This window comes from Caulobacter sp. GW821-FHT10A10 (assembly GCF_059415745.1).
This window is the reverse complement of record NZ_JBWKNV010000007.1, coordinates 163,014-175,821: the sequence shown is the minus strand read 5'-3', so window position 1 is coordinate 175,821 and position 12,808 is coordinate 163,014. Positions and strand designations below refer to the sequence as shown.

The following is a 12,808-nucleotide window of genomic DNA, read 5'->3' as shown; positions in this document are numbered from 1 at the left end:
GCCGATGACCGACCAAGCCCCCGCCGCCACGGCTCTTTCGCAGGAAGAGCTGAACAGCCTGACCGACCAGCTGATCGAGAAGCTGAAGACGGTGTTCGACCCGGAGATCCCGGTCGACATCTATGAGCTGGGCCTGATCTACAAGGTCGACGTCAGCGACGACAAGGACGTGGCCATCGACATGACCCTGACCGCTCCGGGCTGCCCGGTGGCCGGCGACATGCCGGGCTGGGTCAAGGACGCCGTCATGGAGATCGACGGCATCCGCTCGTGCAATGTCGACCTGACCTTCGATCCGCCGTGGGACCCGTCGCGTATGAGCGACGAGGCCAAGTTGCAGCTGAACATGTTCTAGAGGCAGGACCCGCCATGGAAGCCGCCGTCACCGCCCGTCCGCGCCGCCCGCGCCCCAAGGTCGTCACCCTGACCGAGGCCGCCGCCGCGCGCGTGAAGGAGATCATGGACAGGGCTGACCAGCCCTATGCGGGCTTGCGCGTGGGCGTGAAGAACGGCGGCTGCGCGGGCCAGGAATACGTCTTCGAATACGCCAAGGAGAAGGGCCCCATCGACGAGGTCGTCGAGGACAAGGGCGTCACCATCCTGATCGAGCCGAAGGCGGTGCTGTTCCTGATCGGCACTGAAATCGACTACGAGGTCACCAAGCTGTCGTCCAAGTTCGTGTTCCATAACCCGAACGAGACAGACGCCTGCGGGTGCGGCGAGAGCGTGACCATCCAGCCGGCGGCCGAGCCCCCCGAAGCGTGACGCGGGATCAAGCCTCGTTGGCCAGGCCTATGGCGGGACGTAGTCAGTTTTGGCGCGGGATGGCGACCGTTTTTGGTGTCATCTGGCTTTTGTTCAGCTTGCCAGCGCTGATCATCGCCATGCTGCTGGTTCCAGGCGTCGATCTGAGCGCGAGGCTGGGCCCGGCTTTTGCCCTGGCTCTGATCTTGACGCCGACCATGGCGATGGGCGGCGCCCTATGTTGCTTTCTCGGCGTTGCTCGGAGCCGTCGAAAGTTGGCTACGTGGGGATACTGCGCGCCCTTGGTCCCCATCATGCTCTTGGTGGCGACCTTCTCCCTTCGTTGAAGATGATGGATCGCTCTCCGTTCGGTCCGCGTCGGAGTGACTGATCGTCAATGTGACGGGTGCTGGTCGCGCTCGCCGGGGTTCCGGGGGCGACGAAGCCGGGCGCCGCCCGGCGGGCATAGATCGCCACCGTCACGACCGACAGCGCCGCGCTGGCCGCCAGCATCCAGAGGCCGGCGGTCTCGAAGCCGAGCGGCGCCAGCAGCAGCGACGCGCCCAGGAAGTTCAGCGCGATCTTCGGGTGCTCAAGCGGCGGGTAGTTGAAGTCACGCCCCGGCAGGGCCTGCTGCAGGCCGGCGACGAAGAAGTTGCGGGCGATCAGCAGCAGCGGAACCGAGATCCAGGCGCCCGGAAAGGCGCCCGCGGCCATCAGCGCGCCGAGGCTGACCAGGGTCAGCAGTCGGTCGGCCAGCAGGTCGAACATCGCCCCGAAGCTGGAGGTAAGGCCAAAGCGGCGGGCGACCCAGCCGTCGAGCACGTCTGTCAGGCCCGCGCCGAGGAACAGGGCCAGGGCGGCCCAGCCCGCGTCGGCGAGCACGGCCCAGGCCAGGAAGGGCAGGGCCAGGATGCGCAGGGCGGTCAGCAGATTGGGCAGCATCTCCCGTCTCCTTTCGCGTCGACGGATCAGCGATAGGCGGCGACCATCGCCCGATAGGCCGTCTGGCTCTTGTCCAGCGCTTCCGGCGAACGCGCGCTGAGCACGAAGGTCAGGAAGAAGGTCTGGCCGTCGGCGTCGTTTTCCTGGCCGTAGGCGACCAGTTCCCAGTTGGCGCCCTTGCCGGGGGTCTGGCGGTAGAGCGTCAGCGGGCCGCCGGCGGCGGTGGCCATGTCCGGCAGGCGCTCCAGCTTCAGGCCCGGATCGTCGGCCAGGAACTTGGCCTGATCCTGCTGCAGGAACCCCGCCAGGTCGTCGGCCTCGCCGTCGCGGCGGGTCGCGCAGGCGTAGATGACAGCCGGGGCGTCCCTGAAGGTCTGGCCCGTCGGGGTGAGGGCCTTGCAGTTGTTTTCGTGCCTGACGTCTTCAAGCGCGCTCCACCCCGTCGGGGCGGTGATCTCGGGCCACCAGTGCGGCTCGAAGCCTGTTTCCGTGGGGATCACGGCCTTGGTGATCTGGGCTACGGCGGGGATCGGGGCGACGAGCGCCAGGGCGGCGGCGAGGCGGGCGGCGCGGAGGCTGGCGACCATGGGGGTCCTGGTCGGGCTGAGGGTCATGGGGCGACTCCGCTGACCAGGATGGCCGAGAAGAAGCCGATGACGAGGGTGAAGGGCGTCTGCAACAGGCCGAACGTGGCCGCCAGCAGGCGGAACTTGCGGGCGTAGACAACCACGACCACCGTCGCCGGCAGGATCGACAGCGGGATCGCGCAGGCGATGTCGATGAGCCAGGTCGGGCGGGGAAAGGTCGAGTCCGGCGTCGCCTTGAACAGGAGGCCCCAGGCCAGGCCGAGCAGCATCGGCGCGGGAAGGATCAGCAGGAGCAGCGACCGCCGCTTCTCGGCCCCGGTCGCCCGCGCGATCGCGATGGCCGCGAAGGTCGTCACGCCCTGGAGCAGCAGGATGATCGCCAGCGTTGGCATTGCGTCACGCCGACAGCGGTTCGGCTTCGGCGGCCGGCTTCTTGCGCGGCGGATCGACCAGCACAGAGGGCTTGACCGGCTGGCCGGTGGCCTCCGCGATCAGTTCGTTGGTGCGGCCCTCGACCGTGGCCTCCAGCAGCTTCATGAACTCGACCTTCTGCAGGTCCTGGGGCAGGGCGGGCAGGAACTCGACGGTGGCGCGGCCGGGGGTCTTCTTCTTCTCCTGCTGCTTCCAGAAGCAGCCCAGGTTGGTGGCGACGGGCACCACCGGCAGGCCGAAGTCCTGGCTCATGTGATAGACGCCGGTGCGGTAGCGGAAGCGCTCGCCCGGCGCGGCCAGGTGGCCCTCCGGATAGATCAGGATCCGGCGGCCCTCGGCGGCCACCTGGGCGGCGCTCTTGGAGAGGGCCGCGCGGGCTTCGGGTCCGCCGCAGCTGTCGACCACGATCGCCCCGAACTTCTTGAGGATACCGCCCAGCAGCGGGAACTTCTCCAGGTGGTCGCCGGTGACGAAGCTGAGGTTGTCGAGATTGGCGAACATCACGAAGCCGTCGCCCCAGCTGTGGTGCTTGGCGGCGATGATGAAGGCGCCCTTGGGCAGGTTTTCCTGGCCCTTCAGCTCGACCTCGACCCCGGCGAAGACCCGCAGGGCCCACAGCATGCGTTTGCTGTAGAGCCGCAGGGCGAAGGTCACCGGCCGGCGGCCCGGCAGCAGCGCCGAGAGCGCCGCCGATAGGCCGTAGAAGATCGACAGCACCCAGTAGTAGGCGTTGAACAGCGCGCTGCGCATGTATCGAGGTTCCCTAGCGGGCTTTCAGGACGGCGAGGACCGCCGCGGTCATCAAAGGAGCGTGGGCCGACAGCAGGTCTTCGCCCAGGCGGCCGTAGGCGCGGTTCTGGGCGGTCTGGGTGATGACGCCGATGGCCATGGCGGCGATGACGCGCGGGTCGCCCGGCGGCAGCTCCATCTTCAGCATGGCGTGCTTGATGATCGTCTCGACCAGGGTGACCGGGTCGCGGCCGTCCTCCTGGTAGTAGGGCAGGAAGTGGTGCAGCTGCAGCAGGTGGAACGAGAACAGGGTCCAGTCCTCGTCGGCCGCCGTGCAGTAGGCGCGGACCAGGGCGCCGGCCTTGGCCTCGACGCCGTGGACGGCGCTCGCCTCGGTGTCGATCAGCTCGGACAGGCGGCGGTGGGCGGCCATGAACAGGCCGAGGGCCAACTCGTCCTTGCTCTTCCAGTGGCGGTAGATCGCGCCTTCCGACACCTCGGCGCGGGCGGCGATCAGCTTGGTGGTGGCCGCGTCTACGCCCTGGGCGGCGAAGACCTCGAGGGCGGCGCGTTCGATGCGGGGCTTGGCGCTCATGAGACCGACGTTACATCAGATCGAACGGATTGCAAGTAAACGCTCACATACGCATTGACGATTGATGGCGCCGATTGACGAGGAGGACGGGCGCGGTCATGCACGGCCATGGTCCAGACGGTTCTGATCTATTCCATGGGCGAGGTGATCGGCGACGGCCTGATCAAGCTGCCCTTCATCGCCGGCCTGCGCGCGGCCTTTCCCGATGCGCGGATCACCTGGTGCGCGGCCAAGGGCGAGACGGTCTATGACGGCCCGCTGAAGCGCGTGGTGGCCGGCTATGTCGACGAGATCCTCAAGGACGGCGTCACCGGCGCGGGCGCGCTGGACGTGCTGCCGTGGGTCAGGCCGTTCGGCGGCCGGACCTTCGACCTGGTCATCGACACCCAGGAGAACCTGCGGCGCAGCCTCGTCGCGCGGCGAGCCGCCAAGGGCGCTTTCGTCTCGGCCGCCATGGAGGCCCGCAAGAGCGACTGGCCGGCGGCCGTGGTCGACCGTCTGGCGCGGCTGCTGAGTCTGGCGAGCGACGGGCAGGGCGCTTTGCGCCCCCTGGCCCTGACCGAGACCGACGCCCTTTCGGCCGCCAAGGCCCTGCTGCCGGACGGCCCCGTCTATGTGGGTCTCGCGCCCGGCGCCGGCGGCAAGGAAAAGCGCTGGCCGCTGGAGCGCTATCTCGACCTCGCCCGCGACCAGCAGGCGCTGGGACGGACGCCGGTTTTCTTCTTCGGACCCGACGAGGCGACCGATGCGGCGATCGCCCGCGCCGAGGTTCCGGGCGCCCTGTTTCCCGAGGCCGATCGCGGCGACGGCTTCACCTCGCTGAAGGGACCGCTGCTGGCCATCGCCCTGGCCGGGCGGCTGGCGGCGGCGGTCGCCAATGACGCCGGTTCGGGCCACATGCTGGCGGCCGGCGGGGCGCCCCTGCTTTCGCTGCAACTGAATCGCCGCAAGGCGGTCAAGTTCCGGCCTGCCGCGCGCCGTCTTGAGATGCTATGCGCCGAGGACTACGGAGAGGGCATGGCCGCGCTTCCGACGAACGTCGTGAAGGCCGCCCTCGACACCCTGATCGCCGGAGTTTCCTGATGTCCATCCTCGCCCCCATTTCCGCCGGCGAGCTCGTCGACAAGATCACCATCCTGCGCGTGAAGGCCGAGCGTATCGGCGATGCGGCCAAGGAGGCCAATGTCCGCAAGGAGCTGGCCCTGCTGGAGGGAATCGCCGCCGAAAAGCTGACGCCCAGCATCGAACTCGACCGCCTGACGGCGGAACTGACCGATATCAACGCGGCGCTTTGGGACATCGAGGACGGCAAGCGGGCCTGCGAGCGTCGCCAGGAGTTCGGCCCCGAGTTCGTCCAGCTGGCCCGTCGGGTCTATATGGACAACGACAAGCGCGCCGTCGTGAAGCGCCAGATCAACGCCCTGACCGGCTCCGACATCGTCGAGGAAAAGAGCTACAAGCCGTATTGATCGGCAATCCAATCAATCAGTTGCGCCAAGTTCCTGAGGCGCGCGAGAGGGGCGGCCCGCCATGCGGAGCCGCCCTTCGTCGTTCCGGCGTCTAGCGTTTCGCTGCGCTGACGACATCGAACGACGCTACCTGGCAACCTGTCGAAATCAGCCGCCAAAGAGGCCTGACTGATAATGACACCGGTTACCGCTTCTGGGCGGCGACCGGAGGGCGGCGCGGAGCACACGGGCCTCCTCCGAAGGAAACGACAGGGAGGGGGAGGCATCATGCTTCAAACGACATTCGAACGTCGCGCCGCGGCGCGCCTGTGCGCGGCCGCGTCCGTGCTGGCTCTGAGCGCCGGGGCGGCTCACGCTCAAGAGGCGGCTCAGGCCTCGGGCCAGTCCGTCGAGAGCACCGCGGTCGAGGAGGTGGTAGTCACCGGCTACCGGGCGGCCCTGCAAAGCGCTATCAGCGTCAAGCGCAACGCCAACGTGATGGTCGACGCCATCAACGCCGAGGACATCGCCGATTTTCCGGACGCCAACCTGGCCGAGTCGCTGCAGCGCCTGCCGGGCGTGTCGATCGACCGCGAGAACGGAGAAGGGCGCACGATCACCGTCCGGGGCCTGGGCAGCGACTTCACCCGGGTGCGCCTGAACGGCCTGGAGGCCCTGTCGACGGCGGCGGCCACCGATTCCGGCACCAGCCCCAACCGCTCGCGCGGCTTCGACTTCAACACCTTCGCCTCGGAGCTGTTCAACTCGCTGAAGGTCCAGAAGACCGCCTCGGCCGAGACCGACGAGGGCTCGCTGGGCGCGACGGTCGACCTGCAGACCGGCCGTCCGTTTGATTTCAAGGGTCGGCGCCTGGCCCTGTCGATCCAGGATTCCTACTACGAGAACGGCGGCAACCACGTGCCGCGCATCGCGGGCCTCGTCTCGGACCGCTGGAACGACACGAAGATCGGCGACCTCGGGGCGCTGTTCTCGCTGGCCTACAATTCGCGCAAGCAGACCATCGACAGCTATCAGCGCCAGGCCGGCCAGAGCGACCTGCTGTACCGCAACGCCACCCATACCGGCGCCACGACGGCGGCCACGGGCTTCGCGACCGTGGCTGAAGGCTCCAGCGCCGACGCTCTGGCGCAGATGAACGACCTGACGGTGATCCCGGCCCTGGCGACCCTGAACCACGCCGAGCTGCAGCAGGAGCGGATCGGCGCGACGGCGGCCTTCCAGTGGCGGCCGACGCCGAAGACGACGGTGACCACGGACCTCGTCTATTCGCGCCTGTGGCAGGACCAGACGAACTACCAGCTGCAGACCGTCGGTCTGAACCGCAACAACACCAAGACGGTGACCTCGGGCGGCAAGACCTATTCGACCTACAACGCCTCGACCGCCCCGGCGAGCGTGCAGCGCCAGATCCTGCCGTACTGCACCAGTCAGACGGCCACGGCCTATCGCGACGCCATCGACTGCGGCACGGACCTCAACGGCTCCTCGCTCGTGTCGGGTACGAGCTACAGCTACAATCCCAACAACCTCGAGCCCTACGACTACTATTACAAGTACGGCTACAACGGGCAGACGGGCACGGCGGGCGTGCTGGGCGCGATGCAGGCCCTGGTCGGCCGGCCGGCCACCCAGGTGCTGGAGGCCCACGTCAACGACGCCAACCAGGCCGACTACCTGGTGATGGACAATGTCGATGTCCGCTCGGCCGCCGACGAGAGCTACTACACCACCACCTTCCAGCAGGCCTCGTTCAACGTCGCCCACGAGTTCACCGACCGCTTCAAGCTGAACGCCACTTACGGCCGCTCGCGCTCGCGCACCCAGAACACCGGCCTGCTGGTCGAGTTCAACCACATGGACGCCGACGGGGTGGTCTATGACGAGCGGGGCGGCGGCTCGATGCCGATCCTCAACTTCGGCTTCAACGTGGCCGATCCGACCCAGTGGGACACGGTCAAGGGCTTCTCGGCCTTGCGCCACTACGAGCGCTATGTCGACAACCGCTACGAGACCGCCAAGGTCGATCTGAAGTACGACATCGACGATGACACGGTGTGGAGCGGCGGCGTCGCCCGGCGCGTCTATCAGTTCACGACGGCCCAGTATCAGCGCCTGTCGACCGAGACCCTGAACCCGACGCTGCTGGAAGCCGGGACGACGACGGCGGCGATGAGCAAGCTGGTGAACTGGGGCGCGGGCCTGGACGTCTCGTCCGGCACGCCGACCAGCTTCATCGTGCCCGATATCGACAAGTTCCGCAGCCTGTTCGGCTTCGACTGCAACTGCGTGAACAAGTGGGGCGACTGGCGCCTGTCGTCGAAGTCCAACCCCGGCAACGCCTATTCGGTGAGCGAGACCGACACCAGCTTCTACAACCAGTTCGACTTCCGGCGGGACCTGTTCGATCGCAGCCTGCGCGGTAATGTCGGGGTGCGTTACGCCCTGACCGAGCTGGAATCGAACGGCTACTCGACCTCGGCCCGGGCCCTGACGGCGACCAACAAGTATCACGACCTCCTGCCGTCGCTGAACCTGGCCTACGAGCTGAAGGACAACATGCTGCTGCGCTTCGGCGCGGCCAAGGTGATGGCGCGTCCGCAGTTGGCCAACCTGTCGCCGGGCATCTCGTCGCTCAGCACCTCGCTGCCGTCGGGCTCGGCGCCGTCGGTCACCCTGGGCAATCCCGACCTCAAACCGTTCCGGGCCACCAACTACGACCTGTCGTTCGAATGGTACTTCGCGCCGGGCGCGCTGTTCTCGGCGGCGATCTTCACGAAAGAGATCAGCAGCTTCCCGCAGAACATCACCCGGTCGGGCTCGCTCAGCTCGGTGCTGGACAGCGCCAGCCTGGCGGCGGTGAAGGACGCCCTGACCAATGCGGCGCTGCTGGCCTACATCAACGCCGACGGCGACTGGACCATCCGCCAGTACGTCGATGCGCCCGGCGGCCGGATCTCGGGCGTCGAGTTCAGCTACCAGCAGAACCTGACCTTCCTGCCCGCGCCGTTCGACAAGCTGGGCGTCCAGGCCAACTACACCCACCTGGAATCCAAGCTGGGCTACATCCTCAATCCGGACGACGCCAACGGCATCGTCGAGGGACCGTGGCTGGGCGCCTCGCCCGACGCGGTGAACTTCACGGTCTATTACGACGCCGACAAGTGGTCGGCCCGCCTGTCGAGCGCCTATCGCGCGGCCTACTACACGACCTATCCGCTGGCCTCGGGCACCTGCGCGCCGGGCGACTGCTCGTCGCCCTACGTCAACGACTTCGGCGGTTCCAACGCCACCTTCAACCTCGACGGCTCGGCGACCTACACGGTCAACAAGTTCATCACCCTCAATGTCGAGGCGCTGAACCTGACCAACCAGAAGACCGAGCGCTGGGCCTATGACGCCAACCACCTGGTGACGAACTACGGCTCGACCGGGCGCAGCGTGTCGGTGGGCTTCAGGCTGAAGTACTAGGGGGCGCGCGCTTAGGCGCCCCCATTCATCGTCATCCCGGCCGGAGCGCGTAGCGCGGAGAGCCGGGACCCAGGGGCGACCGCAGTGCGCCGGCCCCTGGGTCCCGGGTCTGCGGTCCGCTTCGCGGCCCTTCGCCCGGGATGACGAGCTAGTTTTGCGCTTTCACCGCCCCTTGAAGGCCGCCGGGCGCTTTTGCAGGAAGGCGCTGACGCCTTCGATGAAGTCCTCGGTCTTGCCGGCGGCGCGCTGGGCCTGGCGTTCGGCGTGCAGCTGGCCGATCCAGTCGGTCTCCAGGCTGTCCCAGACCAGCCGGCGGATGGCACCCAGAGAGGCGGGGCCCTCGGCGAGGGCGCGGGCAAGCTCAAGGGCGGTAGGCATCAGTTCGGCGTCGGGGACGCAGCGGTTGACCAACCCCCAGTCCAGGGCCTTGGCGGCCGGGATCTTGTCGCCCAGCAGCATCATCTCCATGGCCCGCGCCTTGCCCACCAGGCGCGGCAGCAGCCAGGTCGAGCCGCCGTCGGGCACCAGGCCGATGCGGCGGAAGGCCTGCAGGAAATAGGCGCTTTGCGCCGCCACCACGATGTCGCCGAGCAGGGCCAGCGAGCAGCCGATGCCGGCGGCCGGGCCGTTGACGGCGGTGACGATCGGCAGCGGGAAGTCGCGCAGCAGGGTGACCAGCGGATTGTAGACGCTTTCCAGCGCCGCGCCGGCGTCGGGCTTGCCGTCGGCGTCCATCGGCCGGCCGGCGGTGGCGCCCGCCGAAAGGTTGGCGCCCGAGCAGAAGCCGCGGCCCTCGCCGGTGAGTACGACAGCGCGGGCCTCGACCTGACCGGCGGCGATCGCGCCGAAGGCCTGGGCCAGTTCGCGGGCGACGTCGGGGCTGGCGGCGTTCAGCGAGGCGGGGTCGGAAAGAGTGACGACGGCCACGCCGCCTTCGGTTTCCAGCCGGATCTTCTCGTAGGCCATCTCATCCTCCGGGCGTCTTTTCGCGCCTGCAGGCAAGCTAGGCGCGGCTGCCCCGGGGGAACGCAAGAGGGCTTGCGCCAAAAGAAAGAGCCCGCCGATCCGGTAGGATCGACGGGCTCCGGGACGCGGTTCTCTGGAGAAGAACGCGTGTTCTGTTCTCGCGCCTAGGCGGCGTTGGCCGACTCTTGCTGGGTCTCGGCGGCGGTGACGCGGTTGCGGCCGCCGCGCTTGGAGGCGTAGAGCGCGGTGTCGGCGCGTTCCATGACCGAGTGGGCGGTTTCGCCCTTGCGGCGCTCGGCGAAGCCGGACGACAGGGTGATGGCGCCCAGGTCCTCGTTGGTCGAGCGACGCTTGAGCATGCGCGAGGAGACCTCGACGCGGATTTCTTCCAGCGTGGCGTTGACCACGGCGGCGGCTTCGCCCGGGAAGATCATCGCGAATTCCTCGCCGCCGTAGCGGGCGGCGAAGCGGGGCAGGGCGGCGACGCGGCCGATGACGCTGGCGACGTAGCGGATGACCTGGTCGCCGGTCTGGTGGCCCCAGGTGTCGTTGAAGCCCTTGAAGTGGTCGATGTCGAGCACGGCCAGGCAGATGGCCGAACCGGCCTCGTCGGCCTCGGCGCAGGCGCGCTCCAGCTCCTCGTCGAAGGCCTTGCGGTTGGCCAGGTTGGTCAGGCCGTCGGTGGTGGCGTCGCGGCGCACCTGCTCCAGGTGCTCGCGCAGGCGGTCGACCTCGGCGGTGGACTCGGCCAGGCGGTTTTCCAGCGCCTTGTTTTCCTTGGCGACCTGTCGGGTGGCGGCGGCCAGGCTGGTGACCACGGCCTTGATGCCTTCGACGGCGGTCGGGCCGTCGAGGTCCTTGGAGACCCCGGCCAGGGTCTTGCCGAAGGCGGCGTTGGTCTTCTGGGCGTTTTGGATGGCCTTCGAGACCGACTCCAGCTCCTTGGAGAGCAGGTCGCCGGCGTCGCGGATCTGTTCGTTGAGGCGGGCTTTCGGAAGATAGGCGGCGGCCAGCTCTTCGCTCAGCATCTCGGTGATGGGCTCGCCCATCGAGATCAGGCGGGTGATCTCGCGCGCCAGGGCGCCGTCCGGATCGGCCACATAATGGGTCCAGAGCTCGAAGTTCAGCGCGGTCGGCCAGATCTGATGACGCTCCATCAGGTCCAGGGCCCGACGGGCGATCTTGTAGGCTTCAGGGCCGCGCAGAGTGGTCTCGACGTCCGACATCTTTCATTCCCCCGTTCGATCCCGGTTTCTCCAGGGCCGATCGCTTGCGCGCCAAACATAAGCGCAAGAGTTCAAACGAGCGGTTAAGGCCGGGTCGGGGTTCTTGCGTCCGTCACAACTTCAACGCATCCTGATCAGTGATAAGATGAGCCGAGAGGCCGTTTTCGGGAGAGACGCAGCATGAACGCCCCCGCCAACATCGGTCCGGAGGCCGTCAAGGCCGGCCTGGAGACGGTGCTCGAAAAGCAGAAGGCCGCCCACCTGCGCGACGGCGCGCCGACGGCCGGACGCCGCATCGACTGGCTGAACCGCTGCATCGGCCTGCTGGTCGATCACCAGGACGACATCGCCAAGGCGGTCAGCGACGATTTCGGCGTGCGCTCGAAGGACGCCACGGCCCTGACCGACGTGGCCGGCTCGATCGGTCCGTTGAAGTTCGCCCGCGACCATCTGCGCCAGTGGATGAAGACCGAGAAGCGACGCACGACGCCGGCGCTGCTGGGCGTGTTCGGGGCCAAGGCCGAGGTGCGCTGGCAGCCCAAGGGCGTGGTTGGGGTGATCAGCCCTTGGAACTTCCCGATCAACCTGACCTTCGCGCCGCTGGCCGGGGTGCTGTCGGCCGGCAACCGGGCTATGATCAAGCCGTCGGAGTTCACGCCGGCGACGTCCGACCTGATGAAGGCGATGTTCGCCAAGGCCTTCGACGAGGAAGAGATCGCCGTGGTCATCGGCGGGCCGGAGGTGGGGCAGGCGTTTTCGGGCTTGGCCTTCGACCACCTGCTGTTCACCGGCGCGACCTCGGTGGCGCGCCACGTGATGCGGGCGGCGGCCGAGAACCTGGTGCCGGTGACGCTGGAGCTGGGCGGCAAGAGCCCGGTGATCCTGTCGCGCGGCGCCGACCTGGAGACCGCCGCGGCGCGGGTGATGGCCGGCAAGACCCTGAACGCGGGCCAGATCTGCCTGGCGCCCGACTACGTGCTGGCCCCGGCTGAGGACGTCGAGCGCTTCGTCGCGGCGGCCAAGGCGGCTGTCGCCAAGAGCTTCCCGACCCTGAAGGACAATCCCGACTACACCGCCCTGGTCGCCCAGCGGCACTATGACCGGGTGAAGGGCTATGTCGACGACGCGCGGGCCAAGGGCGCCAGGGTGGTCGAGCTCAATCCGGCCGGCGAGGACTTCGCCCAGCAGGAGCACCGCAAGATCCCGCCGACCCTGATCCTGGATCCCACCGACGACATGACGGTGATGCAGGACGAGATCTTCGGTCCGCTGCTGCCGGTGAAAGGCTATGACCGCGTCGAGCAGGCCATCGACTACGTCAACGCCCACGCCCGCCCGCTGGCTCTCTACTGGTTCGGGACCGATGAGGCCGAGCGCGAGACCGTGCTGAACGGCACGACCAGCGGCGGGGCGACGGTCAATGACGTGATCTTCCACGTCGCCCAGGAGGACCTGCCGTTCGGCGGCGTCGGCCCGGCCGGCACCGGCGCCTATCACGGCCACGACGGCTTCCGCGAGTTCAGCCACCGCAAGGCGGTGTTCCACCAGCTGAAGAAGGACATCGGCCCGATGCTGGCCCTGCGCCCGCCTTACGGTGCGGCGATCCGGAAGTACCTGGCGGGGCAGATCAAGCGCTGAGAAATCCTC

Annotated in this window: 13 protein-coding genes and 1 pseudogene; 7 read left to right on the top strand and 7 right to left on the bottom strand. The window is 68.0% G+C overall.

Annotated elements, in window-relative coordinates:
- Window positions 1-4 precede the first annotated feature (4 nt).
- Window positions 5-355, top strand: coding sequence for an SUF system Fe-S cluster assembly protein (locus AC07NS_RS19855; RefSeq protein WP_494606037.1), 351 nt, complete (start codon window positions 5-7; stop codon window positions 353-355).
- Between the two features lie 14 nt (window positions 356-369).
- Window positions 370-765: a HesB/IscA family protein gene (locus AC07NS_RS19850; protein ID WP_494606035.1), complete on the top strand. Its 396-nt coding sequence runs from the start codon at window positions 370-372 to the stop codon at window positions 763-765.
- A gap of 291 nt (window positions 766-1,056) precedes the next feature.
- Here AC07NS_RS19850 and AC07NS_RS19845 read toward each other — a convergent pair whose 3' ends face one another.
- From AC07NS_RS19845 to AC07NS_RS19825, 5 genes are read right to left on the bottom strand one after another with little or no spacing between them, the layout of a single operon-like run.
- Window positions 1,057-1,689 carry a CDP-alcohol phosphatidyltransferase family protein gene (locus AC07NS_RS19845; protein ID WP_494606033.1) on the bottom strand — a complete coding sequence of 211 codons (633 nt, stop codon included), beginning with the start codon at window positions 1,687-1,689 and terminating at the stop codon, window positions 1,057-1,059.
- Between the two features lie 26 nt (window positions 1,690-1,715).
- Window positions 1,716-2,303, bottom strand: a complete 588-nt coding sequence (locus AC07NS_RS19840; protein ID WP_494606031.1) for a hypothetical protein — start codon at window positions 2,301-2,303, stop codon at window positions 1,716-1,718.
- Window positions 2,300-2,668 (bottom strand): hypothetical protein, encoded by a 369-nt coding sequence (locus tag AC07NS_RS19835; protein ID WP_494606029.1) that lies wholly within the window; start codon window positions 2,666-2,668, stop codon window positions 2,300-2,302. The genes AC07NS_RS19840 and AC07NS_RS19835 overlap by 4 nt, the downstream gene beginning before the upstream one ends.
- 4 nt (window positions 2,669-2,672) lie before the next feature.
- Window positions 2,673-3,458 carry a lysophospholipid acyltransferase family protein gene (locus AC07NS_RS19830; protein WP_494606027.1) on the bottom strand — a complete coding sequence of 262 codons (786 nt, stop codon included), beginning with the start codon at window positions 3,456-3,458 and terminating at the stop codon, window positions 2,673-2,675.
- A gap of 13 nt (window positions 3,459-3,471) precedes the next feature.
- Entirely contained in the window at window positions 3,472-4,032 is a 561-nt protein-coding gene (locus tag AC07NS_RS19825; protein ID WP_494606025.1) for a TetR/AcrR family transcriptional regulator, read from the bottom strand.
- A gap of 108 nt (window positions 4,033-4,140) precedes the next feature.
- Between AC07NS_RS19825 and AC07NS_RS19820 the strand changes: the two genes are divergently transcribed.
- The 4 genes and pseudogenes from AC07NS_RS19820 to AC07NS_RS19805 form a co-directional block, all read left to right on the top strand.
- Window positions 4,141-5,115, top strand: a complete 975-nt coding sequence (locus tag AC07NS_RS19820) for a glycosyltransferase family 9 protein (protein WP_494606023.1) — start codon at window positions 4,141-4,143, stop codon at window positions 5,113-5,115.
- The gene (locus AC07NS_RS19815) at window positions 5,115-5,501 is read left to right on the top strand and encodes a DUF6165 family protein (RefSeq protein WP_494606021.1); all 387 of its coding nucleotides are present in this window, start codon (window positions 5,115-5,117) and stop codon (window positions 5,499-5,501) included. Before AC07NS_RS19820 ends, AC07NS_RS19815 begins: the two co-directional genes overlap by 1 nt.
- Window positions 5,502-5,768: 267 nt before the next feature.
- Window positions 5,769-8,969: a TonB-dependent receptor gene (locus tag AC07NS_RS19810; RefSeq protein WP_494606020.1), complete on the top strand. Its 3,201-nt coding sequence runs from the start codon at window positions 5,769-5,771 to the stop codon at window positions 8,967-8,969.
- Window positions 8,970-9,011: 42 nt separating this feature from the next.
- Window positions 9,012-9,113: pseudogene (locus tag AC07NS_RS19805) on the top strand (hypothetical protein); the annotation flags it as partial.
- An 18-nt stretch (window positions 9,114-9,131) separates the two neighbouring features.
- Here the strand turns inward: AC07NS_RS19805 and AC07NS_RS19800 are convergent.
- Window positions 9,132-9,935, bottom strand: coding sequence for an enoyl-CoA hydratase/isomerase (locus AC07NS_RS19800; RefSeq protein ID WP_494606018.1), 804 nt, complete (start codon window positions 9,933-9,935; stop codon window positions 9,132-9,134).
- A 164-nt stretch (window positions 9,936-10,099) separates the two neighbouring features.
- A complete protein-coding gene (locus AC07NS_RS19795; protein ID WP_494606016.1) occupies window positions 10,100-11,161 on the bottom strand; it encodes a GGDEF domain-containing protein in 1,062 nt (353 codons plus the stop codon).
- A gap of 180 nt (window positions 11,162-11,341) precedes the next feature.
- Here AC07NS_RS19795 and AC07NS_RS19790 point away from each other — a divergent pair, with 180 nt between their 5' ends.
- Window positions 11,342-12,799 carry a coniferyl aldehyde dehydrogenase gene (locus tag AC07NS_RS19790; protein ID WP_494606014.1) on the top strand — a complete coding sequence of 486 codons (1,458 nt, stop codon included), beginning with the start codon at window positions 11,342-11,344 and terminating at the stop codon, window positions 12,797-12,799.
- Window positions 12,800-12,808 lie beyond the last annotated feature (9 nt).

Bases quoted from the DNA above. Each gene is read 5' to 3' on its own strand.
- AC07NS_RS19815 (WP_494606021.1), top strand. From the start codon at position 5,115: ATGTCCATCCTCGCCCCCATTTCCGCCGGCGAGCTCGTCGACAAGATC.
- AC07NS_RS19840 (WP_494606031.1), bottom strand. From the start codon at position 2,303: ATGACCCTCAGCCCGACCAGGACCCCCATGGTCGCCAGCCTCCGCGCC.
- AC07NS_RS19800 (WP_494606018.1), bottom strand. From the start codon at position 9,935: ATGGCCTACGAGAAGATCCGGCTGGAAACCGAAGGCGGCGTGGCCGTC.
- AC07NS_RS19825 (WP_494606025.1), bottom strand. From the start codon at position 4,032: ATGAGCGCCAAGCCCCGCATCGAACGCGCCGCCCTCGAGGTCTTCGCC.
- AC07NS_RS19790 (WP_494606014.1), top strand. From the start codon at position 11,342: ATGAACGCCCCCGCCAACATCGGTCCGGAGGCCGTCAAGGCCGGCCTG.
- AC07NS_RS19830 (WP_494606027.1), bottom strand. From the start codon at position 3,458: ATGCGCAGCGCGCTGTTCAACGCCTACTACTGGGTGCTGTCGATCTTC.
- AC07NS_RS19845 (WP_494606033.1), bottom strand. From the start codon at position 1,689: ATGCTGCCCAATCTGCTGACCGCCCTGCGCATCCTGGCCCTGCCCTTC.
- AC07NS_RS19855 (WP_494606037.1), top strand. From the start codon at position 5: ATGACCGACCAAGCCCCCGCCGCCACGGCTCTTTCGCAGGAAGAGCTG.
- AC07NS_RS19810 (WP_494606020.1), top strand. From the start codon at position 5,769: ATGCTTCAAACGACATTCGAACGTCGCGCCGCGGCGCGCCTGTGCGCG.
- AC07NS_RS19850 (WP_494606035.1), top strand. From the start codon at position 370: ATGGAAGCCGCCGTCACCGCCCGTCCGCGCCGCCCGCGCCCCAAGGTC.
- AC07NS_RS19795 (WP_494606016.1), bottom strand. From the start codon at position 11,161: ATGTCGGACGTCGAGACCACTCTGCGCGGCCCTGAAGCCTACAAGATC.
- AC07NS_RS19835 (WP_494606029.1), bottom strand. From the start codon at position 2,668: ATGCCAACGCTGGCGATCATCCTGCTGCTCCAGGGCGTGACGACCTTC.
- AC07NS_RS19820 (WP_494606023.1), top strand. From the start codon at position 4,141: ATGGTCCAGACGGTTCTGATCTATTCCATGGGCGAGGTGATCGGCGAC.